At 62.7% G+C, this 25,292-nt stretch carries 30 protein-coding genes and 1 other RNA gene; 22 read left to right on the plus strand and 9 right to left on the minus strand.

The window, feature by feature from the left end; all coding sequences use genetic code 11:
• A complete protein-coding gene (locus tag NKJ67_RS31880; protein ID WP_352585289.1) occupies positions 1-555 on the minus strand; it encodes an AAA family ATPase in 555 nt (184 codons plus the stop codon).
• Positions 556-669: 114 nt separating this feature from the next.
• Positions 670-1,029: a transfer-messenger RNA gene (ssrA, locus tag NKJ67_RS31885) on the minus strand.
• A 170-nt stretch (positions 1,030-1,199) separates the two neighbouring features.
• Between ssrA and NKJ67_RS31890 the strand changes: the two genes are divergently transcribed.
• Together NKJ67_RS31890 and NKJ67_RS31895 are read left to right on the plus strand one after the other, a co-directional pair.
• Complete coding sequence (locus NKJ67_RS31890) at positions 1,200-1,511, plus strand: DUF2853 family protein (protein ID WP_127271793.1); 312 nt, start codon at positions 1,200-1,202, stop codon at positions 1,509-1,511.
• A gap of 158 nt (positions 1,512-1,669) precedes the next feature.
• Positions 1,670-2,464: a thymidylate synthase gene (locus tag NKJ67_RS31895; protein ID WP_352585291.1), complete on the plus strand. Its 795-nt coding sequence runs from the start codon at positions 1,670-1,672 to the stop codon at positions 2,462-2,464.
• A gap of 11 nt (positions 2,465-2,475) precedes the next feature.
• Here NKJ67_RS31895 and NKJ67_RS31900 read toward each other — a convergent pair whose 3' ends face one another.
• On the minus strand, positions 2,476-2,685 hold the full coding sequence (locus NKJ67_RS31900) for a TOBE domain-containing protein (protein ID WP_256747017.1): 210 nt from the start codon (positions 2,683-2,685) through the stop codon (positions 2,476-2,478).
• 161 nt (positions 2,686-2,846) lie between these two features.
• Between NKJ67_RS31900 and modA the strand changes: the two genes are divergently transcribed.
• The 4 genes from modA to NKJ67_RS31920 all read left to right on the plus strand — a co-directional run bounded on the left by modA (position 2,847) and on the right by NKJ67_RS31920 (position 5,892).
• The gene (gene modA, locus NKJ67_RS31905) at positions 2,847-3,641 is read left to right on the plus strand and encodes a molybdate ABC transporter substrate-binding protein (protein WP_352585293.1); all 795 of its coding nucleotides are present in this window, start codon (positions 2,847-2,849) and stop codon (positions 3,639-3,641) included.
• 15 nt (positions 3,642-3,656) lie between these two features.
• Positions 3,657-4,361 carry a molybdate ABC transporter permease subunit gene (modB, locus tag NKJ67_RS31910; RefSeq protein ID WP_352585295.1) on the plus strand — a complete coding sequence of 235 codons (705 nt, stop codon included), beginning with the start codon at positions 3,657-3,659 and terminating at the stop codon, positions 4,359-4,361.
• Positions 4,358-5,470: a molybdenum ABC transporter ATP-binding protein gene (gene modC / locus NKJ67_RS31915; RefSeq protein ID WP_127322543.1), complete on the plus strand. Its 1,113-nt coding sequence runs from the start codon at positions 4,358-4,360 to the stop codon at positions 5,468-5,470. Before modB ends, modC begins: the two co-directional genes overlap by 4 nt.
• A gap of 80 nt (positions 5,471-5,550) precedes the next feature.
• A complete protein-coding gene (locus tag NKJ67_RS31920; RefSeq protein WP_127271788.1) occupies positions 5,551-5,892 on the plus strand; it encodes a winged helix-turn-helix domain-containing protein in 342 nt (113 codons plus the stop codon).
• Between the two features lie 143 nt (positions 5,893-6,035).
• Here NKJ67_RS31920 and cobF read toward each other — a convergent pair whose 3' ends face one another.
• The gene (gene cobF / locus NKJ67_RS31925) at positions 6,036-6,812 is read right to left on the minus strand and encodes a precorrin-6A synthase (deacetylating) (protein WP_352585298.1); all 777 of its coding nucleotides are present in this window, start codon (positions 6,810-6,812) and stop codon (positions 6,036-6,038) included.
• A gap of 161 nt (positions 6,813-6,973) precedes the next feature.
• Between cobF and NKJ67_RS31930 the strand changes: the two genes are divergently transcribed.
• The 9 genes from NKJ67_RS31930 to NKJ67_RS31970 all read left to right on the plus strand — a co-directional run bounded on the left by NKJ67_RS31930 (position 6,974) and on the right by NKJ67_RS31970 (position 13,331).
• Positions 6,974-7,975, plus strand: coding sequence for a DUF4424 domain-containing protein (locus NKJ67_RS31930; RefSeq protein ID WP_127271786.1), 1,002 nt, complete (start codon positions 6,974-6,976; stop codon positions 7,973-7,975).
• Positions 7,975-8,493: a dihydrofolate reductase gene (locus NKJ67_RS31935; protein WP_127271784.1), complete on the plus strand. Its 519-nt coding sequence runs from the start codon at positions 7,975-7,977 to the stop codon at positions 8,491-8,493. The genes NKJ67_RS31930 and NKJ67_RS31935 overlap by 1 nt, the downstream gene beginning before the upstream one ends.
• 168 nt (positions 8,494-8,661) lie before the next feature.
• Positions 8,662-9,786: an FtsH protease activity modulator HflK gene (hflK, locus tag NKJ67_RS31940; RefSeq protein WP_023813074.1), complete on the plus strand. Its 1,125-nt coding sequence runs from the start codon at positions 8,662-8,664 to the stop codon at positions 9,784-9,786.
• Positions 9,786-10,754 carry a protease modulator HflC gene (gene hflC, locus NKJ67_RS31945; RefSeq protein ID WP_352585301.1) on the plus strand — a complete coding sequence of 323 codons (969 nt, stop codon included), beginning with the start codon at positions 9,786-9,788 and terminating at the stop codon, positions 10,752-10,754. The genes hflK and hflC overlap by 1 nt, the downstream gene beginning before the upstream one ends.
• 6 nt (positions 10,755-10,760) lie before the next feature.
• Complete coding sequence (locus tag NKJ67_RS31950; RefSeq protein ID WP_023813072.1) at positions 10,761-10,949, plus strand: DUF2065 domain-containing protein; 189 nt, start codon at positions 10,761-10,763, stop codon at positions 10,947-10,949.
• A 127-nt stretch (positions 10,950-11,076) separates the two neighbouring features.
• Complete coding sequence (locus tag NKJ67_RS31955; RefSeq protein ID WP_127271780.1) at positions 11,077-12,594, plus strand: DegQ family serine endoprotease; 1,518 nt, start codon at positions 11,077-11,079, stop codon at positions 12,592-12,594.
• 56 nt (positions 12,595-12,650) lie between these two features.
• Positions 12,651-12,920 carry a PIN domain-containing protein gene (locus NKJ67_RS31960; protein WP_281062043.1) on the plus strand — a complete coding sequence of 90 codons (270 nt, stop codon included), beginning with the start codon at positions 12,651-12,653 and terminating at the stop codon, positions 12,918-12,920.
• Positions 12,917-13,039 (plus strand): PIN domain-containing protein, encoded by a 123-nt coding sequence (locus NKJ67_RS31965; RefSeq protein WP_352585304.1) that lies wholly within the window; start codon positions 12,917-12,919, stop codon positions 13,037-13,039. Before NKJ67_RS31960 ends, NKJ67_RS31965 begins: the two co-directional genes overlap by 4 nt.
• Before the next feature lie 31 nt (positions 13,040-13,070).
• On the plus strand, positions 13,071-13,331 hold the full coding sequence (locus tag NKJ67_RS31970; protein ID WP_352585306.1) for a pilus assembly protein HicB: 261 nt from the start codon (positions 13,071-13,073) through the stop codon (positions 13,329-13,331).
• Here the strand turns inward: NKJ67_RS31970 and NKJ67_RS31975 are convergent, their stop codons facing one another.
• Together NKJ67_RS31975 and serB are read right to left on the minus strand one after the other, a co-directional pair.
• A complete protein-coding gene (locus NKJ67_RS31975) occupies positions 13,332-13,895 on the minus strand; it encodes a GNAT family N-acetyltransferase (RefSeq protein ID WP_292562139.1) in 564 nt (187 codons plus the stop codon). It lies immediately after the preceding gene.
• A complete protein-coding gene (serB, locus tag NKJ67_RS31980) occupies positions 13,892-14,779 on the minus strand; it encodes a phosphoserine phosphatase SerB (RefSeq protein WP_128364485.1) in 888 nt (295 codons plus the stop codon). Before serB ends, NKJ67_RS31975 begins: the two co-directional genes overlap by 4 nt.
• Between serB and miaA the strand changes: the two genes are divergently transcribed.
• Together miaA and NKJ67_RS31990 are read left to right on the plus strand one after the other, a co-directional pair.
• The gene (miaA, locus tag NKJ67_RS31985) at positions 14,769-15,737 is read left to right on the plus strand and encodes a tRNA (adenosine(37)-N6)-dimethylallyltransferase MiaA (RefSeq protein ID WP_352585309.1); all 969 of its coding nucleotides are present in this window, start codon (positions 14,769-14,771) and stop codon (positions 15,735-15,737) included. The genes serB and miaA overlap by 11 nt on opposite strands.
• A gap of 104 nt (positions 15,738-15,841) precedes the next feature.
• Entirely contained in the window at positions 15,842-16,633 is a 792-nt protein-coding gene (locus NKJ67_RS31990; protein WP_127271965.1) for a GGDEF domain-containing protein, read from the plus strand.
• A 218-nt stretch (positions 16,634-16,851) separates the two neighbouring features.
• Here NKJ67_RS31990 and NKJ67_RS31995 read toward each other — a convergent pair whose 3' ends face one another.
• Entirely contained in the window at positions 16,852-18,681 is a 1,830-nt protein-coding gene (locus NKJ67_RS31995; protein ID WP_127328926.1) for an ATP-binding protein, read from the minus strand.
• A 154-nt stretch (positions 18,682-18,835) separates the two neighbouring features.
• Between NKJ67_RS31995 and NKJ67_RS32000 the strand changes: the two genes are divergently transcribed.
• The 3 genes from NKJ67_RS32000 to NKJ67_RS32010 are packed head-to-tail and all read left to right on the plus strand — an operon-like array spanning position 18,836 to position 20,284.
• Positions 18,836-19,399 carry an XRE family transcriptional regulator gene (locus NKJ67_RS32000; RefSeq protein WP_127322651.1) on the plus strand — a complete coding sequence of 188 codons (564 nt, stop codon included), beginning with the start codon at positions 18,836-18,838 and terminating at the stop codon, positions 19,397-19,399.
• Between the two features lie 4 nt (positions 19,400-19,403).
• The gene (locus tag NKJ67_RS32005; protein WP_352585311.1) at positions 19,404-19,712 is read left to right on the plus strand and encodes a hypothetical protein; all 309 of its coding nucleotides are present in this window, start codon (positions 19,404-19,406) and stop codon (positions 19,710-19,712) included.
• Between the two features lie 44 nt (positions 19,713-19,756).
• On the plus strand, positions 19,757-20,284 hold the full coding sequence (locus tag NKJ67_RS32010) for a GNAT family N-acetyltransferase (RefSeq protein WP_352585313.1): 528 nt from the start codon (positions 19,757-19,759) through the stop codon (positions 20,282-20,284).
• Between the two features lie 4 nt (positions 20,285-20,288).
• Here the strand turns inward: NKJ67_RS32010 and NKJ67_RS32015 are convergent, their stop codons facing one another.
• Positions 20,289-21,167 (minus strand): LysR family transcriptional regulator, encoded by an 879-nt coding sequence (locus tag NKJ67_RS32015; protein ID WP_352585315.1) that lies wholly within the window; start codon positions 21,165-21,167, stop codon positions 20,289-20,291.
• A gap of 122 nt (positions 21,168-21,289) precedes the next feature.
• On the opposite strand from NKJ67_RS32015, the gene tmpA reads away from it, so the two are divergent.
• On the plus strand, positions 21,290-22,441 hold the full coding sequence (gene tmpA / locus NKJ67_RS32020; protein WP_352585317.1) for a 2-trimethylaminoethylphosphonate dioxygenase: 1,152 nt from the start codon (positions 21,290-21,292) through the stop codon (positions 22,439-22,441).
• Entirely contained in the window at positions 22,438-23,028 is a 591-nt protein-coding gene (tmpB, locus tag NKJ67_RS32025; protein WP_127395420.1) for a (R)-1-hydroxy-2-trimethylaminoethylphosphonate oxygenase, read from the plus strand. The genes tmpA and tmpB overlap by 4 nt, the downstream gene beginning before the upstream one ends.
• A gap of 72 nt (positions 23,029-23,100) precedes the next feature.
• Here tmpB and NKJ67_RS32030 read toward each other — a convergent pair whose 3' ends face one another.
• The gene (locus NKJ67_RS32030) at positions 23,101-24,921 is read right to left on the minus strand and encodes an NAD(P)-binding domain-containing protein (protein ID WP_352585320.1); all 1,821 of its coding nucleotides are present in this window, start codon (positions 24,919-24,921) and stop codon (positions 23,101-23,103) included.
• Positions 24,922-25,292: the final 371 nt, after the last annotated feature.

Below are 25,292 nucleotides of genomic sequence, written 5' to 3' on the forward strand. Positions count from 1 at the left end.
TCACGCCAATCCTGTCTCGGCCAGCACGAAGCGCAGCCGCGCCTCGACGGGTGCCAGCGGCAACGGAATCATCTCATAGCCCAGTTCCGTGTAGATGCCGACCAGCGCATGGTGGGTACGCTCGGCCTCGTCGAGCGTCTGCTTGCGCTCTTCATCCTGCGCGAAGATCTCCGGCCAAAGCGGGGCGACGAAGATGCGGGGGTTGTAGCGGAAACGCTTGGCGGCGGCGTCGATGTGTTCGGGTAGCGGCAGGCCGCTCAGCCTGAGGTAGCCAAGCGTGTCCGGAACGCCCCGATCGAAGAAAACAGGACGCCCGGTCTGTTCTTGCGCGATTTGATACGAGCGCATCTCCCATGACAGCATCAACTCGGCGAACAGCGCGCGATCATGCCAGGGCAAAGCGGGTCCGCCAATGGCGGACTGGTCGCGGATAATACCGCGCCCGGCTTCCACCGAGGTGGAAAAGCCTGCGTGGCGCAGCGCTTCGATCAGGGTGGTCTTGCCGGAGCCGGGACCGCCGGTCAGCACGAAGAATCGATCGGAATCGTTTTGCATGTTTTGTCCGTGGAGAGGTGGCACGCGGCAGGGCGGCTTCGCGGCCCGAGGGCGTGCGAAGTTGGCCGGCGGGAGCTGCCGTTGTGCGTAACGCATGTTGAGGAGGAGGGGAGAAGTGGAGGTTTCTGTTGCCAGGTACCTCCGAACCCCGCCTAGAAGTGCGAACCTCTAGGGCTTGATTTGAAGCTATCGCACCGCTTACGCGGCGAGACGTGCTTCCGCATAGTTGTCATTTGCAACTACAGGTTTAGCCCGATGACGGTGGTACCATGCCGGGCAAAAGTACGATCTTTACACCTTCGTCGATCCTATTTCGCCCCCAGCAAAAACCGCTCTGTCATCAGCAGCGGCTTTTGGTGGAGGCGCCGGGTACCGCCCCCGGGTCCGAACGGCTTATTTCATCGCCCATTTATCGCCATAGTCGGTCAAGCCGACAAACCGAATATAGGGGGCCATCGCAAGAAATGGAAGGCCGCAATGGCACTTTGTCCCCCTGACAAAACCGCAAGTCCAAAGGGTTGACTTGGGCGCGGTCTCAACCGAAGCTTTGCCCCGGTGAGGAGTTACCGACCTAGCGCACATGTTGCAGCAGCGCGCCACAGCCCTCATCGATCGGATCCGTGGCGCCGACGAGGGGAATTTTGATGGCCGACTATCTTGCAGACGTGAAGAAATACGATGCCTCGGCGAGTGCCGACGTGGTCGACAAAATCGTGAAGCATCTTGGCATTGCGCTCCGGAACCGCGATTCCTCGCTGGTGTCCTGCACCGATCCGAAGGAGCTAGAGCGCGTCAAGGCTGGCTGGGTTGCGAAGAAGCTCGGCATATCGGACGACAACAAGGCCGACGCTTCGATCGAGAAGGTCTGCAAGGCGATGGCCGCCGACAGTACCAAGAACCGGGTTACCTTCTACTATCTGGTTGCCAAGGACCTGGGTAAACTCGGCTCCCTCTGACGACCGCACGTCAATTTGCAGGGGCTGGCGCGGTCCATGCGTCAGCCCTGATGTTGTTGGGGACTGGCAGCCTTCGGGCAGGGCTTGCGCTGCTTTGTGGTGTTCGATTGCCTGTCCGTCAGCTATGATGGCTGGACAACCGAATCGAGCCGGAACCGATGCGCCAGTATCTCGACCTCCTGCAGCACGTACTGGACAACGGCGCCGATCGCGGCGACCGCACCGGCACCGGAACGCGCTCCGTCTTCGGCTACCAGATGCGTTTCGACCTGGCGCGCGGCTTTCCCGTCACCACGACCAAGAAGCTGCATCTCAAGTCGATCATCCATGAGCTTCTGTGGTTCCTGGCCGGCGACACCAACATCAAATACCTCACCGATAACGGCGTTTCGATCTGGGACGAATGGGCCGACGAGAATGGCGATCTCGGCCCGGTCTACGGCAAGCAATGGCGCTCCTGGCCGGATGGCCATGGCGGCTCGATCGACCAGATCGCGAATCTTCTCAAGGAGATACGCAAAAATCCTCAATCGCGGCGGCTGATCGTTTCGGCGTGGAATCCGGCCGAAGTGGAAGCGATGGCGCTGCCGCCCTGCCACTGCCTTTTCCAGTTCTATGTTTCGGAAGGGCGGCTCTCCTGTCAGCTTTACCAGCGTTCGGCCGATATCTTTCTCGGCGTGCCGTTCAACATCGCGTCCTATGCCCTGCTGACCTTGATGGTGGCGCAGGTCACCGGGCTGAAACCCGGCGATTTCGTCCACACGCTCGGTGATGCGCATCTCTACTCGAACCATTTCGAGCAAGCACGCGAACAACTGCGGCGCACGCCGAAGGTGCTGCCGACGATGTGGATCAATCCGGAGGTGAAGGATCTGTTCGCCTTCCGCTTCGACGATTTCCGGCTGGAAAACTACGTCGCCGATGCGTCGATCAAGGCGCCGATCGCGGTCTAAGGCCGCAAATTTCAGTCGATGCCGACCATCACGTCCGAGGCCTTGACCACGGCATAGGCCTGCTTGCCCTTTTCGAGCTTGAGATCGGCGACGGCCTCGTTGGTGATCGAGGCGGTGACGATGGCGCCGCCACCGATGTCGATCCTGACATGCGAGGTGGTGGCTCCCTTGGCGATCTCGGCGATAGTTCCCTTGAGGATATTGCGGGCGCTGATCTTCATCGGAGTTTCCTTTCCAGGGTTTTCTTTGCCGGTCTCATCAGAACAATCGGTGTCGTACAGGCGCTTTCATGGGGCGCCGGGCCTTCCCTTGTTATATTCATACGGATATATCGGTTAGCGGGCTTCGAGCCGGCCGGATTTCAAACCAGGGAGAGTCTTCCATGACGCGCATAGGTTTTGCATCGAGGGCGATCACCATTGGGGGTTTTGCGGCGATGTTGATGGCGGCGGTGCCGGCAGCACATGCGGAAGACAAGGTGGTGGTGTTTGCCGCGGCCAGCCTCAAGGATGCGCTCGACGCCGTGAACAAGGCCTGCGAGGCCGATGTCGGCGAGGCGGCGACCGTCTCCTATGCCGCGAGCTCGGCGCTGGCCAAGCAGATCGAGGGCGGGGCGCCTGCCGACGTCTTCATCTCGGCCGACCTCGACTGGATGAAATATCTCTCCGACAAGAAGCTGAGCAAGCCGGACACCGAAGTGAAGCTGCTCGGCAATGAGATCGTGCTGGTGGCGCCGAAGGACTCGGCGGTCGAAACCAGGATCGAGAAGGGCTTCGACCTCGCCAAGCTGATCGGCGACGGCAAGCTCGCCATGGGCGATTTCAAGGCGGTGCCGGCCGGCAAATACGGCAAGGCCGCACTTGAATCGCTCGGCGTCTGGTCCTCGGTCGAGGGCAAGGTGGCGCAGGCCGAAAACGTGCGCGCGGCGCTGAAGCTGGTTTCGACGGGCGAAGCCGCCCTTGGCATTGTCTATGCCACCGACGCGCATGCCGAAAAGGGCGTCAAGGTGGTCGGCACCTTCCCGGAGGATTCGCACCCGCCGATCATCTATCCGGTTGCCCAGACCACCGATTCGAAGGACAAGGATACGCCGGCTTTCCTGAAATGCCTGCAGTCGGCCAAGGCGGCCGCGCTGTTCAAGGATCAGGGATTTACCGTGCTCGCGCCGAGCAACTGAGTTCCAAGGGGCACTATGAACTGGCTGCTGGACCTCACTCCTGACGAATGGAATGCGGTCCGGCTGTCCATCAAGGTGGCGACGGTGGCGATGCTCGCCAGCCTGCCGCCTGGCATCTTGATCGCACTGCTGCTTGCCCGGGGACAATTCTGGGGCAAGACGCTGCTCAACGGGCTGGTGCATCTGCCGCTGATCCTGCCGCCCGTGGTGACCGGTTATCTGCTGCTGCTCACCTTCGGCCGGCGTGGCCCCGCCGGCGCCTTCCTGGCCGAGCATTTCGGCATTGTCTTCTCCTTCCGCTGGACAGGTGCGGCGCTGGCCTGCGGCGTCATGGGCTTTCCCCTGATGGTGCGGGCGATCCGGCTGTCGATCGAGGCGGTGGACCGCAAGATGGAAGCGGCGGCGGGAACGCTCGGCGCCAATCCGCTCTGGGTGTTCGCCACCATCACGCTGCCCCTGATCCTGCCCGGGCTGATCGCCGGCGCCATCCTGGCCTTCGCCAAGGCGATGGGCGAGTTCGGCGCCACCATCACCTTCGTCTCCAACATTCCCAATGAGACGCAGACATTGCCGTCGGCGATCTACACCTTCACGCAGGTGCCGGGTGGCGATGAAGGGGCGCTCCGCCTGACGCTGATCTCCATCGTCATCTCCATGGCAGCACTTGTGGCTTCGGAGGTGCTGGCGCGGCGTGTCGGCCGGCGACTGGACATCGAATGAGCGTTCTCGTCGACATCAGTCATCGGCTGGGTGGTTTCGCCATCGACGCCCGCTTCGAAAGCGCCGGGCGGCTGACGGCGCTGTTCGGAGCGTCTGGTTCGGGCAAGACGACGCTGATCGACATGATTGCCGGGCTGATCCGGCCCGACAGGGGACGCATCGAGGTCGACGGCCGTGTGCTGGTCGATACCGATGCCGGCATTTTCGTGCCGAAGCACAAGCGCCGCATCGGCATGGTGTTCCAGGACGCACGGCTGTTTCCGCATTTGAGCGTTGCCGGCAATCTTCGCTACGGCCGCTGGTTCACGCCGCCGGCGGAGCGCTACGCCGATATCGATGCCGTCGTCGACCTGCTCGGCATCGGGCCGCTCATGAACAGGCGGCCGGCAAAGCTCTCGGGCGGCGAGAAACAGCGCGTGGCGATCGGCCGGGCATTGCTTGCCAGCCCCAGACTGCTGCTCATGGACGAACCGCTGGCCTCGCTCGACGAAGCGCGCAAGGCCGAAATCCTGCCCTATGTCGAAAGGCTGCGCGACGAGACGAAAATCCCGATCGTCTATGTCAGTCATTCGGTCGCCGAAGTGGCGAGGCTGGCCAGCGACGTGGTGATGCTGGCACAGGGCAATGTCGTTGCCAGCGGGCCGACCGAGGCGGTGATGCAAAGGCTCGACCTGTTGCCGGCGGAGGAGCGCGGCGAGGGGGGCGCCGTGCTGGACACCAGGGTGCTGCATCACGACGAGACTTTCGGCATGACCGTGCTCGGCTCGGCCGCGGGCGAGCTCCGGGTGCCACAGCTGGCGATGAAGGCAGGTACGCCGGTGCGCATCCGTATTCGCGCCCGCGATGTGATGATCGCCACCGAAAAGCCGACGGGCCTCAGCGCGCTCAACATCCTGCCGGGGACCATTACCGCGATGAGCCCGGGCGAAGGGCCCGCGGTCGAGGTCGGTATCGACTGCAATGGCGCAACCGTGCTTGCCCGCATCACCGAACAGTCGCGGCAGGCGCTGAAGCTTCATCTTGGCGGCAAGGTTTTCGCGGTGATCAAGACGGTGAGCTTCGATCGGGCGAACACCGGCGCCGGCCTGCCCGCCGAGGCGGATGGATGATCCCGCTATGTCTTTTTGGAATAGCGGCTTCACCAGGGAGCTTCTAGTATGGGGTTGGGTTGTGACCGCGGAGAGCAAAGATGCCGTCGCTGAGCTTGCGGATAAATCTCGATCCCGACGGGCGCGTCGGGCCGGGCAAGATCGAACTCCTGGAACAGATCGCCGCCTTCGGCTCCATCTCGGCCGCCGCTCGCGGCATGGAGATGTCCTATAAGCACGCCTGGGACCTGGTCGAGGACATGAACCGGGTGTTCGGCAAACCGCTGGTGGCGGCACAGACCGGCGGCCGCAAGGGCGGCGGCGCACAGTTGACGGCGGTCGGCCTGGCTGTGGTCAGCCGCTTCCGCGCCATCGAGCGCGCAGCCTCGGCCGCGGCGGCGGCGCATATGGAGGCATTGCAGGCGGAGATTGATGCTGGGTGAGGGCAGTAGGGCAGTAGGGCAGTAGGGCAGTAGGGCAGTAGGGCAGTAGGGCAGTAGGGCAGTAGGGCAGTAGGGAGGCATTCGCGTGCTGCCTTCCAACACAAAACGTCATTCACCTACTGCCTTACTCCCCTATTGCCTTCCTATTCGGGCTTGCGCAGCAAATAGCTGTCCATGATCCAGCCCTTCCGCCGACGGGCTTCCTCTCGAACCTTTTCGATCTTTGCGCCGATGTCACCGATCCTGCCGGAGAGAGTGATCTCGTCTTCCGTTCCGAGATAGGCGCCCCAATGGATGACGACATCCTTGTCGGCCAGCGTGTTGAAAGCGCATTTGCCGTCGAGCAGGACGACCGCGCTGCCGGCATTGTCCGGCATGCCTTCCTCGGTCAGGCGGCGGCCGGTGGTGATGAGGACGGAATCGCCGATGCGGTTCAGCGCCATCTTGTGGCTGGCGGCAAGCGCCTGGACGGCGGTAATGCCGGGGATCACCTCAAGTTCGAACGCCACATTGCCTCGCTGGCTCACGCGCTCGAGGATGCGCAACGCGCTGTCGTAGAGCGAAGGATCGCCCCAGATCAGGAAGGCGCCGCAGCCATCGCCTGCAATCTCGTCGCGGATCAGGCCTTCGTAAATGGCGGCGATGGCTTCGTGCCAGTCATCGACGGTCGCGCGGTAGGAGGGCTCCGGCCCATCTTCTACCGGCATGTCGCGCACCGGCACGTCGAATTCGACGCGGCGCGACTTCGGATTGGTGACGAAGCGGTCGCATATCCGGCGGCGCAGTTCGGCCAGTTCATTTTTTTTCGCACCCTTGTCGGGAATGAACAGCACATCCGCCTGGTTCAGGCCTGATATAGCCTGAACGGTCATGTGGTCGGGATTGCCGGCGCCGATGCCGATGACGAGAAGCTTGCGCATGGGCGATCTCCTGCCCGATCGGAACCTGTTAGTCCAGACCGCGCTGGCGCGTGTCCAGACCGTAGTCCAGCTCCCTATGGTGCGCTAGCGGATGCGGAAGGGCTTTGAACGCCACGTTGAAACCGCTAGGGTCCTGCAAGCATTCCAGCCGAGGGGCTTCCATGTTGCGATATATTCTGACCGCCGTGCTGGCCCTGTCGCCCGCGCCCGCCTTCGCCAATGATTCGGTTGCCGAACTCGGCACTGGCGGCCTGATCCTGTCGCGCAGCGATGCCGTGGCGATGCAAAGCGAGGACCTTTTCATCTCGCCGGAAAAGGTGACAGTCGACTATGTCTTCCATAACAACACCGACAGGGATGTCGAGGCCATTGTCGCCTTTCCGATGCCCGAAATATCGGGCAATCCCGAAGAAATCCCGGCGATCCCTGAAAACCAGAGCGACAATTTCCTCGGCTTCGAGGTGACGATCGACGGCGTTGCCGTCAAGCCGCAGTTGGAGCAGAAGGTGTTTGCGCTCGGCATCGACATCAGCGCCGAGTTGAAGGCGCAAAACGTGCCATTCTATCCATTCGGCGATGCGGCGAAGGCGGCGCTGGCCAAGCTGCCGCAAGCGGTTGTCGATGACTGGGTCAACCGCGGCATCATCATCGAGGACACCGGCAGCGACGGCACCGAGACGACCAAGGTCTACACGCCGTTCTGGCAACTGCGTTCGACCTACTGGTGGCGCTCGACCTTTCCGGCCAACAAGGACGTCCATGTTTCCCACCACTACAGACCGAGCGTCGGCGGCACGTCTTCAGTCAGCTTCTTCTACGACGGCAAATTCCAGGGACAGTATGCGGCCTACAAGGCCCGCTATTGCATGGATGGCACATTCGAAAATGCGGTGCGCAAGGCTGCCAAGGACGACCCTGACGGCTACCCCAAATATGTCGAGAACCGCATCGCCTATATCCTGACCACCGGCGGCAACTGGGCCACCGGCACGATCGGCAAGTTCAAGCTGACGATCGACAAGGGCAATCCGAAAGCCCTGGTCTCGTTCTGCGGCGACAATGTCAAAAAGACCGGACCGACGACATTCGAGATGACGGCGGATGATTTCTACCCCGAGCGCGACATCGACATCCTGATCCTCGAGCCAACGGACGGCAATTGATGCACGTCGCAATCTACGTTGCCATCGCCGAGAACGGCGTGATCGGGCGGGACGGCGGGCTCCCGTGGCGGCTCTCCACCGATCTCAAGCGCTTCAGAGCCGATACGATGGGCAAGCCCATCATCATGGGCCGCAAGACCTATGAGGGCATCGGCCGGCCGCTGCCGGGCAGGTTGAACATCGTCGTCACCCGCGACAAGACCTGGCGCGCCGAGGGCGTCGAGGCGGCACATTCGCTCGAGGCCGCGATCCAACTGGCGACGGAGCGCGGGCGCCGCATGGCCGATGTGGACGAGGTGTGCGTCATCGGCGGCGGCGAAATCTATGCCCAGGCCATGCTGCTGGCCGATCGCCTGCATGTCACCCATGTGCTGGCAGCGGTCGACGGCGACGCGCATTTCCCGCCGATCGATCCTGATTCCTGGCACATTGTCAGCTCGCACGACGTCCCAGCCGGGGAAAAGGACAGCCACCCGACGCGTTATTCGGTCTACGAGCGGCGTCGAGAGAGACATTGAATGAAAAAAGGGGCATTGAAGGAAGACAAAGGGTCGCGACCGGACAAATCGGACGAAGTCGGCAGCGCATCGCGTTGAAAGCGCCTCGTTGCGTCCCTATAGAAGAACAATACTGGATTTTGCGCCGTAATACCGGCGCTTGAGGGAATTCCAAGCGAAAGGACATTCATGCCCTGGAACGACAAAAGCGGCGGTGGCGGCGGCCCATGGGGTGGCGGCGGCAACAATCAAGGACCCTGGGGGCAGGGTCCAAAGGGACCCAGCGGGCCACAGGGCTCGCCTCCCGATCTCGAAGACATCATCCGCCGCGGCCAGGACCGGCTGCGGCGCGCGCTTCCGGGTGGCGGCGGCGCGAGCCCGGCTATCTTCGCGCTGATCGCGGCTGCACTTGTGGTGCTGTGGGCGTTCAAGGCGGTTTATACCGTGCAGCCCGACGAGGTCGCGGTCGAATTGCGCTTCGGCAAGCCGAAGACCGAACTGTCGCAGCCTGGCCTGCATTTCCATTGGTGGCCGCTCGAAACCGTCGAGACGGCCAAGATTTCCGAGCAGCTCGTCGATATCGGCGGCGGCGGCGCGACAAGTGGCAACACGTCCGGGCTGATGCTTACCGGCGACCAGAACATCGTCAACGTCCAGTTCTCGGTCGCCTATCAGGTCTCTGACCCGAGCGCGTATCTGTTCGATGTGTCCGATCCCGACGGTATGCTGCGGCAGGTAGCCGAAAGCGCCATGCGTGAAGCCGTCGGTCGCCGGCCGGCGCAGGACATCTTCCGCGACGACCGCCAGGGCATTGCCGCCTCGGTGCGTGAAATCATCCAGACGACGCTGGACGGCTACAAGGCCGGTCTCAACGTCAACGCCGTCTCGATCGAGGATGCGGCACCGCCACGCGAAGTGGCCGATGCGTTCGACGAAGTGCAGCGCGCCGAGCAGGACGAGGACAAGTTCGTCGAGCAGGCCAACCAGTACTCCAACCAGAAGCTCGGGCAGGCGCGCGGCGAGGCCGCACAGATCCGCGAAGACGCGGCCGCCTACAAGAACCGGGTCGTGCAGGAAGCCGAGGGTGAGGCGCAGCGCTTCATCTCGGTCTATGACGAATATGCCAAGGCGCCCGATGTAACGCGCAAGCGCCTCTACCTGGAAACCATGGAGAAGGTTCTGAAGGATTCGAGCAAGGTCATCGTCGAGCAGGGCAACGGTCAAGGGGTCGTTCCCTATCTGCCGCTGCCGGCACTGCAACCGAAAGCGCCGGCGCCCGCTGCGCCCAGTGGCGTTACGGGAGGTAACCAGTGATGGCCAACCGTCTTCCCATCATCGTCGTCGCAGCAGCGGTTATCCTGTTCCTGCTCTATTCGTCGGTCTTCGTGGTCAATGCGCGCCAGCAGGCGCTGGTGCTCAGGTTCGGCGAGATCGTCGACGTCAAGAGCGAACCCGGCATCTACTTCAAGGCGCCGTTCTCGTTCTTCGACGCCGACACCGTGCAACTGATCGAGAACCGGGTGCTGCGCTTCGACCTCGACAACATCCGCGTCCAGGTGTCAGGCGGCAAGTTCTATGAGGTCGATGCCTTCATCGCCTACCGCATCTCGGATCCGCGGGTCTTCCGCTCCACCGTGTCGGGTCAGATCGAACTGGCAGAAGCCCGGCTCAGGACGCGTCTCGACGCTGCCTTGCGCCGTGTCTACGGTCTGCGTGATTTCGAGGCCGCACTTTCCGAACAGCGCACCGTGATGATGCGCGAAGTCCGCGACCAGCTCAGGCCCGACGCCACCTCGCTCGGCCTGCAGATCGAGGATGTCCGTATCCGCCGCACGGATCTCACGGCCGAAGTCTCGCAGCAGACCTTCGACCGCATGAAGGCGGAACGCCTGGCGGAAGCTGCGCGGCTGAGGGCGCGCGGCAATGAAGCGGCACAGCGCATCACCGCCCGCGCCGATCGCGAAGTGGTCGAGATCGTCGCCGAAGCGCAGAAAGAGTCGGAAATCCTGCGCGGCGAGGGCGAAGCCCAGCGCAGCGCCACCTTCGCGGGAGCCTATCAGCGCGATCCGGCCTTCTTCGACTTCTACCGGTCGATGAATGCCTATGGCACGGCGCTGGACAACACCGGAACGACGATGGTGCTGTCGCCGAACTCGGAGTTCTTCCGCTTCTTCCGCAATCCTGACGGCAGCGAGGGGCCGACAAAGCCGGCTTCGCCTGCGCCAAACGCTCCGGCGACGGCACCCGCCGCGCCGGCGGCACAGCCCAGCACCGGCCAGTAGCGGCCGGTGCAGGATTTTCTTGCCGCCATGGGCCTGGTCCTTGTCATAGAGGGTCTGGTCTATGGCGGTTTTCCCGGCCTGGCCAGGAAACTTGCCACCGAAGTGCTGTCGCTGCCCGAGAACGCGCTGCGGATCGCCGGACTGGCGGCGATCGTGATCGGCGTCGGCATCGTCTGGCTGGTACGGGGCGCATGACGGCGGCGATGATTTATCCTCTGCCGATAGTCATAGCCGCAAACGTGCCGTATTTTTTGCCAACATGGCGTGACGCGGCGTTTTCGTCGAAGCGCTTTTCTTTTCAAGGATACCGGGAGGCTTCTCGATGACATCCAATACAATTCTGTGCGCGGCTCGGCGGACATTCATCGCCGGCGCGGCGGCACTTCTTGTCAGCGCCGTCGCTGTCCCGTCCTTCGTGACGCCGACATTTGCCGCCGATGGACCTGCTTCGGTCGCCGATCTGGCGCAAGGCCTGCTCGGCGCAGTGGTCAACATATCGACCTCGCAGACGGTCAAGGGCACCGAAGGCCCGGGCGCCGTGCCGATGCCGCAATTGCCCGAGGGGTCGCCCTTCCAGGATTTCTTCGACGATTTCTTCAAGAACCGCGGCGGTGACAAGGACAACGGCTCGCAGAAGGTGCAGTCGCTGGGCTCCGGCTTCGTCATCGATGCCGAGCAAGGCATCGTCGTCACCAACAACCATGTCATTGCCGATGCCGACGACATCGAGGTCAATTTCTCCGATGGTGTCACCTTGAAGGCGACGCTGGTCGGCACCGACACCAAGACCGATGTCGCCGTGCTCAAGGTCGATCCGAAAGGCCACAAGCTGACGGCGGTGAAGTTCGGCGATTCCACCAAGATGCGCGTCGGCGACTGGGTGATGGCGATCGGCAATCCGTTCGGCCTCGGCGGCACGGTCACGGTCGGCATCGTCTCTGCCCGCAACCGCGACATCAATTCCGGCCCCTATGATGACTTCATCCAGACCGATGCCGCGATCAACCGTGGCAATTCCGGCGGACCGCTGTTCAACAGCGCCGGCGAAGTCATCGGCATCAACACGGCGATCATTTCGCCTTCCGGCGGTTCGATCGGCATCGGCTTCTCCATCCCCGCCCAGCTCGCGTCCGGCGTCGTCGACCAGTTGCGCCAGTTCGGCGAGACGCGGCGCGGCTGGCTGGGCGTGCGCATCCAGCCGGTGACCGACGACATCGCCGAAAGCCTCGGCATGGCGACCGCCAGGGGCGCGCTGGTCGCCGGCGTGATCAAGGGCGGCCCGGTCGACAATGGCACCATCCAGGCGGGCGATGTCGTCATCAAGTTCGACGGCAAGGACATCCATGAGATGCGCGATCTGCCGCGCGTCGTCGCCGAAAGCCCGGTTGGCAAGGCGGTCGATGTGCTCATCGTGCGCAAGGGTGTCGAGCAGACCGTGAAAGTGACGCTCGGCCGGCTCGAGGATGGCGAGAAGCTCGCCAGCAGCGAGGAGGGCAGCAACACCGATCAGGACAAGGGCGACAAGGCTCCGGCCGTTTCCACTGCTTCGGTGCTCGGCATGACGGTCGGCGAACTGAACGACGAGACACGCAAGAAGTTCAGCATTGCGGCCGATGTTTCGGGCGTCGTCATCACCGACGTCACCAAGGACTCGGCAGCCGCCGAACGCGGCATCCAGCCCGGCGAGGTGATCACCGAGATCGCACAGGAATCGGTTGCCACCCCCAAGGATGTCATGGACCGCATCGGCGCCTTGAAGGAACAGGGGCGCAAGAATGCACTCTTGATGCTGGCCTCGAAGACCGGCGAGCTCAGGTTCGTGACGATCCGGATGGACTGAGATCCGCCAGCTGACAGGTATATTGTAGCATCCCATGGGATGTACTATTTTAGCTTGTGAGACGGATCGTACTGGACACAAACGTTCTGACGGCAGGTTTGCGAAGCAGGAATGGTGCGTCGTTTGCCGTCTTGCAACGAATCGCGGATCGGCACATCCGCCCATTGGTGACGACAGCGCTGTTTCTTGAATATGAAACCGTGTTGACCCGACCCGAGCAAATGGCGGTTCACGGATTGTCGAATGCGGATCTGGATCGTTTGCTTGCCGGTTTTGCTACCTTGGCAGAACGGTTGAACTGCACTTTCTCTGGCGCCCGCAATTGAGCGATCCGAAGGATGAAATGGTGCTTGAAGCCGCGATCAACGGCCGGGCAGATGCCTTGGTGACCTACAATCGCCGGGATTTTGCGGCTGCGGCAGGCGTTTCGACGTCCAAGTCGTAAGCCCGGCTGAATTCCTGGAAGGACTTCGAACATGAGCAAAGCGACTTATCCTTTGAAGCTCCCGCTGTCGGTAAAGGAGGCGGCCGCGCGTTTGGCTAAGGCGGATGGCGTGTCGCTCAATCAGTGGATCGCTTCGGCTGTGGCGCAGAAGGTTGGAGCAATGGAAACGGCGGCGGATTTCCTGCGTCGTCGGGCGGGCGATGCGTCCGCCGGCGATCTTGGAAAAATGCTTGAGCGGGTTGCTGGCGGACCTCCGCAAGCTGGCGATGAGCTTCCGCCTGATCGACATTGATCAGCGACGGTTCTTTCGCCAGTTCTGGGCAGTCAGCCGGTAGAATACATGGCGCTTGAGCGCGGGATGGCTGTCGGGAATGCCGGGATGATCGAAGTCGGCCGATGGATCGGCTCTCATGCCGAGGCGCTCCATGACGGCGGTGGAGCGGCGGTTTTCCGCGACGGCGAAGGAGACGATTTCGTCAAGGCCGAGTGTTTCGAAGCCGTAGGCAAGCCATGCCTGAGCCGCCTCGGTGACGTAACCTCTGCCCCAGAATTCAGGCGCCAATCGCCAGCCGATCTCGATCATGCTGGCTGGCAGGAAGTCCATGTGATCGGTTCCGGTTATACCGACAAAACCGATACATTCGCCCGATGCGGCGATTTCTGCGGCCGCAAAGCCAATGCCGTCGCGATCGATGGCGGCGCGGAACTGATCCATCTTGGCATCCGCCTCGGCGCGGTCGCGGCGGAACGGAAAGAACTCCATCACCCGGTCGTCGGAGTTTATGCGGTGGAACAGGTCGCGGTCGCGATCCTCCCAGTTGCGCAGGATCAGGCGCTCGGTGCGCATTGGTTTCATTGCACAAACTCCTCCTGCCTGTAGCCTTGCACATAAAGCAGCGCGGTCAGGTCGCCATGATCGATGCGGACCTTGGCCTGTGCCGCCACCGTCGGTTTGGCGTGGAGCGCGACACCGGTACCGGCCAGGCGGATCATGTCGAGATCATTGGCGCCGTCGCCGACGGCGATGGCGTCGGCGGGCGTCAGGCCGAGGCGCGCTGAAATTTCGATCAGCGCGTCGGCCTTAGCGGCGCGGCCGAGGATCGGTTCGCCGACCAGCCCGGTGAAGCGGCCGTCCTGCTCGAGCAGGCGATTGGCGCGGTTCTCCTGGAAACCGAGCATGGCGGCGATGCGCGTCGTGAAGACCTCGAACCCGCCAGACACGAGTGCCGTCCAGGCGCCATTGGCGCGCATGGTCCGGACCAGAACACGGCCGCCCGCTGCCAGCGTCAGGCGATTGGCGACGATGCGATCGACCACGGCGGCGTCGAGGCCCTTGAGCAACGCCACCCGTTCACGCAAAGCCGGTTCGAAGGCGATCTCACCATTCATGGATCGCGCGGTGATGGCCGCAACATGATCCTTGACGCCGATCTCGTCGGCCAGCTCGTCGATGCATTCCTGGTCGATCATGGTTGAATCCATGTCGGCGATCAGGATTTTCTTGCGGCGGGTTTCCGCCTGCTGGACGATCACGTCGACGGCCTCGCTGGCAAGTGCCGTGCGCAAGACGGCACTCGTGACGGCGTCGTCGGCTGCCTCAGGCAGGACGAGATCGCAGGCAATACCTTCGGCCAGCCAGACAACAGCGCTTGCGCCGACCGACCGTGAGGCCATATTCGCAAGCGACAGCGACAAAGCGCGCTCAGCGGGACGGGAAACAAGCGTGGCGATGAGCGGCATGGAACATTCCGGCGGGCAGGCGGGCAAGGGCCGCGTGAAGAACGCGATCCTGATAGCCGGGCCGACCGCCAGCGGCAAGTCGGCGCTTGCGCTCGATCTGGCCGAGCGCAGGGGTGGCGTGATCGTCAACACGGATTCCATGCAGGGTTATTCGGTGCTCGACGTGCTGACCGCCCGGCCGGAGGCGGCCGACCTCGCCCGCGCACCGCATTATCTTTATGGCCATGTCCACCCGGCCACCGCCTATTCCACCGGCGCCTGGCTGCGCGATGTGATGAAGCTGATCGAGGACGGCACATTCTCCGAACGGCCAGTGATTTTTGTCGGCGGCACCGGGCTCTATTTTCGCGCGCTGGCCGAGGGCATTTCGGAAATGCCCGACATTCCGCACCGGGTCCGCGACCGCTGGCGCTATGAGTTGAAGGAGCAGGGCGCCGTCAAGCTGCACAGCCTGCTGCTGCGCGAGGATTCGGCGGCGGCCATGATGCTCAAGCCAACCGACAGCCAGCGCATCGTGCGGGCATTGGAGGTTCTCGATGCGTCTGGCCGTTCGATCCTGGAATGGCAGGCAGAACGCGGCCAGCCGCTCATCGACAGGGAAAGCGCGCGTTTCCTGGTGATCGAGCCGGATCGGGCAGCATTGGTCGCTCGCATCGACAAACGCTTCGACCAGATGCTGGACAAGGGCGCGCTGGACGAGGTCAAGCGGCTTGCAGCACTTGGCCTCGATCCCGAATTGCCGGCGATGAAAGCGATCGGCGTTCGCGAACTGCAGGCAGCGATGGCCGGAGAGATTGGCTTTCCCGAGGCAATCGAACGCGCCAAGATCGCGACCAGGCAATATTCCAAGCGGCAAACCACCTGGTTCAGGCATCAATTGGGGCCGGAATGGCTGAGATTGCGCCCCGGTGATGATCTGGAAACCACGATCTCAGCGCTTGCTTCCGATACAACCTGAAAAGTTTACCTGCAAGGAACGGTTCCCGTGGTGGTTGTCCAAATTAACCCTCCGTAAGCCCGCCCATGCCATAAGATCAGTGGGCACTTTCCAACGGGGAGCAGATGCGTTTCCACAAGGCGGAATCAGCATTTTTCGTCTTTATATTCGTGATCCTGGCCGCCGGCCTGGTGACGCTGCATGCTTACGGACTTCTGCAATCCTTCGCCGACGAGTTGCATACGGCTTCGGGTCTGGACAAGGTCATCTATCTCAACAAGCTCTTGTTCGCGACCGGCGTGCTCCTGGCCACCGCGCTGTTCTTCGGCATCTTCTTCATCTATCCGCTGATCCGCAAACAGGCGATGGAGGAAGGCAAGCTGCGCGCCATGACGGTCTCGCTAAGCGCGCGCTCGGAAACATTCGAGCATGCGGCGCTGACCGATGGCCTGACCGGCATGCAGAACCGGCGCTATTTCGATGATGCGCTGAAGGAGTATCTCGAGGAATTCCGGCGCATCGAAAAGCCCGTCGGGCTGATGATCCTCGATCTCGACCATTTCAAGCAGGTCAACGACACCCACGGCCATGACGTCGGCGACGAAGTGCTCAAGGCCGTCGCGAACTGTCTCAAGGACATGACGCGCTACCACGATGTGGTGGCGCGATTGGGCGGCGAGGAGTTCGCCGTGGTCACGCCCAACATGGACGCCGAGCTTCTGGGCAAGTTTGCCGAGCGCATCCGCAAGGCGATCGCCAACATGTCGGTGCTGTCAGGCAATGTCCGCCTCAAGATCACCACCAGCGTCGGGCTCGCCGTCTGGGACCGCAAGGAAACAGCGGAAGAGTTCTATCGCCGCGCCGACCGCCAGCTTTACGAAGCGAAGAGGCAGGGCCGCAACCGCGTCTGCGCCTGAAATCGCATCACTGAATTCGTGAGGCTGGCCGTCTGGCGCCGTTTTCTGCGCTTCCGGTGCTCACGGACTCAAACGTCCGCTCCGCTTCGGTTCTCGAAAACAGCACCACCCGACTCAGCCTGACGAATTCCCTGACGGATTTATCCGAGCGGGCTGGGCAAGGGCGCAAGCTTGGCGCGGCTTCTCGGTCAGAAGGCAGAGGATTTGGCGCTGCTGACCTAATCGTTTTGCGGGCGCAGGCCGAAGGTTGCGGGCTTTAGGCCGTAGCGCATGTCGAAATCGTCGTCCGATGGCGCGCGTGCGGCGGGTGGCTTGCGGTAGTCGGGGTCGCCGGCCTGGCGGCCTGAATCGACGACCTCGGCGAAGGCCATCGCCTGCTGCGTTGATTTAGGCACATTGCGCAGTCGTTCCACGATCGCCACCAGATCGACATCGTCGCCTGGCTTCGACGTGGCCTCTTCGCGTTTTGCGGTGCCGGGGAGCAGGTCACTCGGCAGTTTTTCGAACTTCAGCCGCATGGTCGTCGCCACGCCTTCGCCGAAGGCGATGGCTTCGCGCTGGCCCATGGAGGACAGGAAGGCAAGCGTCGAGGCGGAAGAGTCGGCAATCGCCGAGCGGATGATCGCCTGGTCCTGCTCATTGGCAAGCCGCATGGCGAAGAAGGTCGAGCATTGCGAAAGGATGGTCGGGTCGAGCTCGCCCGGGCGCTGGGTGACGACGCCGAGATAGCAGCCATATTTGCGGCCTTCCTTGGCAATGCGCGACAGCGCGTGCCTTGTCGGCGCGAAGCCGAGGCGCGGGTCGGCCGGCATATAGCGGTGCGCCTCTTCGCATAAAAACAGGAGCTGCAGCTTGCCCTCGCTCCACAGAGCGAGGTCGAAGGCCAGGCGCGCCAGCACCGAGCAGACCGAATTGACCACTTCCGACGGCATGCCGGCCATCTCGAAGCAGGTTACCGGGCGGCCATGATGCGGTACGCGGAAGATGTTGCCGATCGTCTCGTGGATGGTGTCCTCGATCAGGCGCGAGTTGAACATGAAGCGATAACGTGGATCGGCCGCCGCCGATTCGATGCGCGTCTTCAACGATTTGAGTGTCGGGCGATCGGTCTTGCTTTCGAGCATGCCCATGCGCTCATCGATCTGCTTGAGCAGGTCGGCGATGCGGTAAGGCACCGGCGTATCGGCGGTCAACGCATCGCTGCCGCGCCTGATATAGGAGCCCGAATTCGGGTTGCGGTAGAGATTCTTGGCGGCCGGGATAAGGTCGCGCAAGGCGTCGATTTCTTCCGGCTCGGTCTCGCGGCCCCGGAACAGCACCTCGGCGAATTCCTCGAGCTTGAACATCCAGAACGGCAGATCCAAGGTTTTGGAATCGACCCTGACGCAGTATTCGGGCAGCGATGCAGCGAACTCGTTGTGCGGATCGAGGATCAGGATGCGCAGATCCGGCCGTGCCGCTATCGACTTGCGCAGCAGCAGCGAGACGGCGGTGGATTTGCCGACGCCGGTCGTGCCGACAATGGCGAAGTGACGCGCCAGCGTATCGTCGATGGCGATGTTGGCGGCGATCGTCTCGTCCTGCGCGAGCGTGCCGATCGTGATCGAGTGACGCCCGGCGAGGTCATATACCGCCTGCAGGTCGCGGGTGCGGATCCGATGCGCAACGGCGCCGATATGCGGATAGGTGGTGATGCCGCGATCGAAGACCGGTTTGGCGCCGGGCTCTGCTCCGTCACGGACTTCGCCGATCAGCTCGATGCTGACCTCGATGGCGTTCTGGCCCTCATTGCTCCAGGCGCGGTCCGACTTGCCGATTGCGTAGACCAGGCCGACGGTTCGCGTCGATCCGAGATTGATGGAAATCATCTTGCCGACCGTCCACAGGCCGGTCACCGCGCCGTCGGCGTCATTCGCATAGGCGCTGATGGTGGCGCGCGCGCCATCGCATTGCACGACATTGCCGAGGATGCGCTTGTCGTTCTGCTCTGCGTCGCGGCGCTCCTGCGATGTCGGTTCTCCAACGGAGGCTTCGCGTTCGACATACATGGACAGGCCAATCCCCATTTCCCTGGAGCATCGATCCTACCAGAATGGGGTTAAGGCCCGATGATGTCGGATGGTGTAGAGAGCATTAAAGGGCTCGTGAAAATTGTCGCCAGGCGGCTCTTCTCCGGCGTCTATTTTTCGCTATAATAGACATATGGATGATATAGCGAACGACATTTCCTCGACGATCGGCCGCAGGATACACGCCGAAAGGACCGTGCGCGACTGGTCCCTGGCCGAACTCGCGGAGCATTCCGGCGTCTCGAAGGCGATGCTCAGCACGATCGAGCGGGGCAAGACCAGCCCGACGGCGGCGCTTCTGGTGCGCATCGCGTCGGCCTTCGGCATGACGCTGTCGACCTTGATCGCGCGCGCGGAATTGCAGGGCGGCGGGATATTGCGCGAGGCCGACCAGCCGGTGTGGCGCGATCCCGACACCGGCTATGTCAGGCGGCATCTTTCGCCGGCTGGCGATATGCCGCTGGAACTGATCAAGGTGCATCTGCCGGCGGGCGCCAAGGTCAGTTTTCCGGCCGCTTCATACGCCTTCATCAAGCAACAGATATGGCTGATTTCCGGGCGGCTCGAATTCGTCGAAGGTGAGACAGTGCACAGGCTTGTATCAGGCGACTGCCTGGCGCTCGGGGCGCCGTCGGACTGCACCTTCCATGCCCTGGAGCCTGGCGCCGACTATCTCGTCGCGCTGGTCAGGGGCTGACACAATGGCAAGAAGACCAAAGCGCTCCCACAATGGGGGGCCGCCTCTCGATGAGTACAAGGGCCCGCCATGGGGCAAGGGCGATCCCTACATCTTCCTTGCCTGGCAGGCCGCCCATGCCAAGTCGTGGAAGGCGCCGAGCCACGAGGTGATGCTGCTGCGCATGGACAGAGCCGAGCGGCTTGGCCTGACCTATGAGGAGTACACGCTCGAGATACTCGAGCGCGGGCGGCATCTCGGGCACGAAGACGCCGACCGCATCAGCGCCATCAAGGCGGCGCGAAAGCGACGCCGCGCGCACCGTCTGGACTGACAGCAATGCGCCCGCTTCTATTGCAATCACAGGATATCCTGCACATGAACTCGATCGAGATCGCAACCCTGAACCCGGCTGCCGAGACGCAGGACATGCTGACCGAATTGCTGGTCGCAACGGTGGCGGCCGGCGGTTCGGTCAGCTTCATGCATCCGTTGGCGACGCAGGCGGCGAGGACGTTCTGGGAGAAGTCGCTGGCCGCGGCGGCAAGGGGCGAAAGATCGGTGCTTGGCGCCTGGGACGGCAAAAACCTCGTCGGCACCGTGACCTTGCTGCTCGATTGTCCGCCCAACCAGCCGCACCGGGCCGAGATCGCCAAGCTGATGACATCAGTCGATTACCGGGGCAGGGGTGTGGGAACGCGCCTGATGCGGGCCGCCGAGAGCCTCGCCGTGGAGAAGGGCCGCACGCTGCTGGTTCTGGACACGGCGACCGAGAAGGGCGCCTCAGGCCTCTATGAGCGGTTGGGCTTCACGCTGGCCGGTGAGATACCGGACTATGCCCTGAAGCCGCATGGCGGGCTGACCGGCACGTTGATCTACTGGAAGCGGATCGGGCCAATCTCATAACCATTCATGCCGGCGCGGCGAAGCGCAGGAGCAGCCACTGGCGGAAATCCTGTTCGGCTCCGGTCAGGCGTGCTGTCGACGCCTTGGTCAGGAAATGCCCCGATGTGCTGGAAAGTTCATAGTCGGAAAGCCTGACCAACGTCTTGCTGTCGAGCGCCGCATCGACCAGCGGCCGCGAGCCCAAAAGCACGCCGGCGCCGGCGCTCGCCGCCTCCATGGCGGTGACGAAACTGTCGAAGCGGTGTGATCGTCTGGGATGGCCAGCCAGTCCAGCGGCGGCGAACCATTCCGCCCACATCTCGCGCGCGCCGGCGACCAGAAGCAGCGGCAGGGAAGGCCAGTCGTCGTCGCCGGCGAGCGCAGGTGCGGCCACCGGCACGAGTCGCTCAGCGGTCAGCCTGTCGGCTTCGCGTCCTGGGAACGATCCGTTGCCGAAGCGGATGTCGAGCACCGAGCCCGGCAGATCGTAGTCAGCAGGGCGATGGATCGTCACCAGATCGAGCTGGATGCGCGGCAATGCCTTTGCCAGATCGGGCAGCGCCGGAACCAGCATCAGCAAGGCAAAGGAGATCGGCGCCCGGATGGTCACGGTCTGGACGGCACGCGGCTCGAACAGTTCCGCGGTGCTGTTGCCGATGGTGGCGAAGGCCGACTGGATGTGAGGCAGGTAGGCTGCCCCCTCCGGCGACAGTGCAACGCCCCGCGCCAGCCGCGAAAACAAACGTGTCTTGAGCCGCTCCTCGAGAAACCGGATGTGCTGGCTGACGGCTGCCTGGGTGAGACCGAGCTCGGCTGCCGCCGCGGTGAAATTCGACAGCCGCGCCGCCGCCTCGAAACTGCGCAGCCAGTCCAGAGGCGGCACGGGTGTATTTGTACGAGCCATTAGTATTCTGCGGTCATTGGCTAAAAAATGATAATTTGAGTTATGCCTGTCGCGCGATCAACATGCAATCGAAACCCTGCGGATCAGGCTGCGGGGGACGCAATGAACAGGAACGGATCTCCATGCTCACCCACGCGCTGATCGGCGACGAAGGCAGAACAATCGACCTTGGCTGGCAGGACGGGTCGCGCAGCCGTTTTCACGCCATGTGGCTGCGCGACAATGCGCTGGACGACAAGACGCGCAGCGCCGGCAATGGTCAACGGCTCATCACCATTCTCGACATTCCCGCCAACACCAGGATCGGCGCCGCGTCGATCAAAGGCGGCGCCCTGGAAGTCAGCTTCGTGCCCGAGCAGAAGACGGTCAGCTTTCCCGCGGCATGGCTGAGCGCCAATGCCTATGATCGTGACGCAGGCCGCCAGCCGGGCTGGACAGGCGAGGCCACCGTGCGATGGACCAAGGCCTCGATGCAGAATTCGGTACCGCGCGCCGGCTATGTTGCGGCCAGCCGCGATCGTGCTGTGCTGGGGCAATGGCTGTCGGCGGTGAAAACCTATGGCTTCGCGGTGATGGACGATCTGCCGACCGAATCCGGGGCGCTGTGCAAAGTGTCCGATCTGTTCGGCTACATCAGGGAGACCAATTACGGACGCTGGTTCGAAGTGCGCGCCGAGGTCAATCCGAACAATCTCGCCTACACGAATCTCGGCCTCCAGGCGCACACCGACAACCCCTATCGCGACCCTGTGCCGACGCTGCAGATTCTGTCCTGCATCGAGAATACGGTTGAGGGCGGCGAGTCCAGTGTCGTCGATGGGTTTGCCGTCGCGGCTGCGCTGCAGGCTGAGAACCCGGAAGGCTTCCGGCTGCTGAGTTCATGCCCGGCGCGCTTCGAATATGCCGGCTCTTCCGGCGTGCGGCTGCAGGCGAAGCGGCCGATGATCGAGCTCGGGCCCGATGGCGAGCTGATTTGCATCCGCTTCAACAACCGCTCCCTGGCGCCGACGGTCGACGTGCCGTTCGCCGATATGGAAGCGTACTACGCCGCCTATCGCCGGTTTGCGGAACTGATCGAGGATCCATCCTTCGAGGTGACGTTCAAGCTCGAAGCGGGGCAGGCGTTCATCGTCGACAACACCCGCGTCATGCATGCCCGCAAGGCGTTTTCCGGGACCGGTAAGCGCTGGCTGCAGGGCTGTTACGCCGACAAGGACGGCCTGCTGTCGACGCTGGCTGCAATCGAGCACGGGTTCAAGGAGGCGGCGGAATGAGTGGCCAGGATTTGAACGCGGACACCATCGTCGAGTTCATCGCCGACATCTTCGAGCGCCGGGGTGCCGAATCCTATCTCGGCGAACCCGTCACCATGTCGGAGCACATGCTGCAGGGCGCCTGGTTCGCCGAAAAGGACGGCGCGCCGGACGAGCTGGTGGCGGCGGCGCTGCTGCACGACATCGGCCACTACACCAGCGAGTTCGGCACCTATTCGCCCGAGGATGTCGAGGACAAGCATCATGACGAGGCCGGCGGCGAGGTGCTGGCGCCGTTCTTTCCGCCGGTCATCGTCGAATGCGTCAGGCTGCATGTCGCGGCCAAGCGCTATCTCTGCGCCACCGACCCGACCTATTTCGGCAGGCTGTCGCAAGCCTCGGTGCATACGCTGTCGCTGCAGGGCGGGCCGATGAGCGCCGATGAAGTGGCCGAGTTCCGCAAGAACCCGTTCCACGAGGAAGCGGTCCGGGTCCGCATCTGGGACGAGAGCGGCAAGATCGCCAACATGAAGACACGGGCGTTTCGCGATTACGTGCCGCTGCTGCAGCGGGTGGTGACACAGTTCGCCGCGGGTAAGCCGGCGTAATTCCCTCGAAGGAAGGAGGCAGGGTGCAAGCCATGCCTCCTTCCTTTTTTACTCCGCAGGAATGGCGCTCGCCTATCCCTTGTGGTGCACCTGCTGCAGGCCGTAGACCGGCGTCGCCAAGCCGGCCTGCCTGGCTTTCAACTGCAGCGCCAGGAACTGCGAATAGTGTCGTGACTGGTGCAGATTGCCGCCGTGGAACCACAGCGCCTCCTGTTGCGTCGGCTTCCACATGTTGCGCAACTCGCCTTCCCAGGGGCCGGGGTCCTTGGTGGTGTTCGAGCCGAGGCCCCAGCATTTGCCGACCTTGTCGGCGGTTTCGCGCGATATCAGATCGGCGGCCCAGCCGTTCATCGAGCCGTAGCCGGTGGCGTAGACGATGAGGTCCGCAGGCAGTTCCGACCCGTCGCCGAGCAGAACAGAGTGCTGCTTGATCTCTTCGACGTCGACGCCGCTCTTCAGCTTGATCGAACCATCGATAACCAGCTGCGAGGCGCCAACATCGATGTAATAGCCAGAGCCGCGCCTGAGGTACTTCATGAACAGGCCGGACTCGTCGTCGCCCCAGTCGAGCATGAAACCGGCCTTTTCCAGTCCCTTGTAGAACGCCGCATCGCGTTTCTTCATCTCGGCATAGGCCGGGATCTGGAACTCGTGCAGGATCTTGTAAGGCAGCGAAGCGAAGATGAGATCGGCCTTGGCGGTGGTGATGCCATTCTGCAGCGCCTGCTCCGAATAGAGCGAACCCAGTCCGATTTCCATCAATGTGTCGGACCTGGAGATATGGGTACTCGAGCGCTGCACCATGGTCACGTCGGCGCCGGCTTCCCAAAGTGCGGCAGCGATGTCATGGGCGGAATTGTTGGATCCGATGACAACGGCCTTTTTGCCGGCATAGGCGTCGGGACCCGGATGCTTCGACGAGTGGTGCTGGTCGCCCTTGAAGGTCTCCATGCCCTTGAATTTCGGCAGATTGGCCTTGCCGGACTGTCCGGTCGCCAGCACCAGCTGCTTGGGCTTCAGCGTGATGTCCTTGCCGTCGCGGTGGACGACGACGGTCCATTCCTTCGTCTTGTCGTCGTAGGACGCACTTTTGGCCTCGGTCGAGGACCAGTAATTCAGCTCCATCACCTTGGTGTACATTTCCAGCCAGTCGCCGATCTTGTCCTTGGGCGAGAAGACCGGCCAGTTCTTGGGGAAATCGATATAGGGCAGATGGTCGTACCAGACCGGGTCATGCAGACAGAGCGACTTGTAGCGCTTGCGCCAGCTGTCGCCGGCCCGCTCGTTTTTCTCGATGATGATCGTCGGCACGCCAAGCTGCCGCAGCCGCGCGCCGAGCGCGATGCCGCCCTGGCCGCCACCGATGATCACCGTATAGGGCTGCGTCTTGAAGCCGAGCTCGGCGGCTTCCCTCTCGCGTTCTTCTTTCCATGTCGGACGGTTCTTGCCCGAGCCGTGCCTGGCGCCCATCGGCCGCGCAAAGCCTGCCGGCTCCTCGTGGCCTTTCAGTTCGGCCATGGTGGTCAGCAGCGTCCAGATCTTGCCGTCCTTCAGCCTGATATGGCCGAAGCCGCGCGCCACTTCCGTCTCGAAGCTGATCCAGCCCTCGATCAACCCGTCGCTCTCCGTCGCGTCCTCGCCCTTGGCGATGGCGAAGTGCGACGGCCTGGTTTTCGACAATTGGTTTTTCAGCATGTCGCGGACCTGGTCGCGGCCTTCCATGGTCTTGATGTTCCAGGTGAAGGTAACGAGGTCGCGCCAGTAGCAATCATCTTGAAAGCAATCGACCGCCTTCTCGATGTCATTGGCAGCAAGCGCGGCGCCGAATTGATCGAGCAGGTCGGACAGTTTCTTGCTAGGGGCCGTGTTCTTGCTAGAGGGCTTGTCGAGCATCAGGTTTCCTCCCGTGAAATCCAGATCGTCATGGTGGTCGCTCCGCCGGGCTTGCCGCCGGACGATCAAGTATCGTCAGAGATGGTGGCCCTCGTCACGCCCCACCATAGTTTCCAGCGATTTCAATGGTCTATCCTAGAAATGAGATCGCCAGGCGGTTTCGGAATCGCCCGGGCGCCGGAAACGAACGTTCCATTTGTGAATGCCGCGCCGGTCGCGCAAAATTGATGGTCAAATGCCGCAATGCGGTCACCCGGGCCGATGACAACCGATCGGTGAGAAGCCGGGAAGCGGTGGCGGGCAACAGGGCGGTTCCCGGGGTTTTCTGGATGCGGAACTCTGGAGCCCGTTATGATCATCATACCTTTTAT

Origin of the sequence: Mesorhizobium sp. M0088, assembly GCF_040322895.1 — a bacterium.
Classification (GTDB): Bacteria; Pseudomonadota; Alphaproteobacteria; order Rhizobiales; family Rhizobiaceae; genus Mesorhizobium.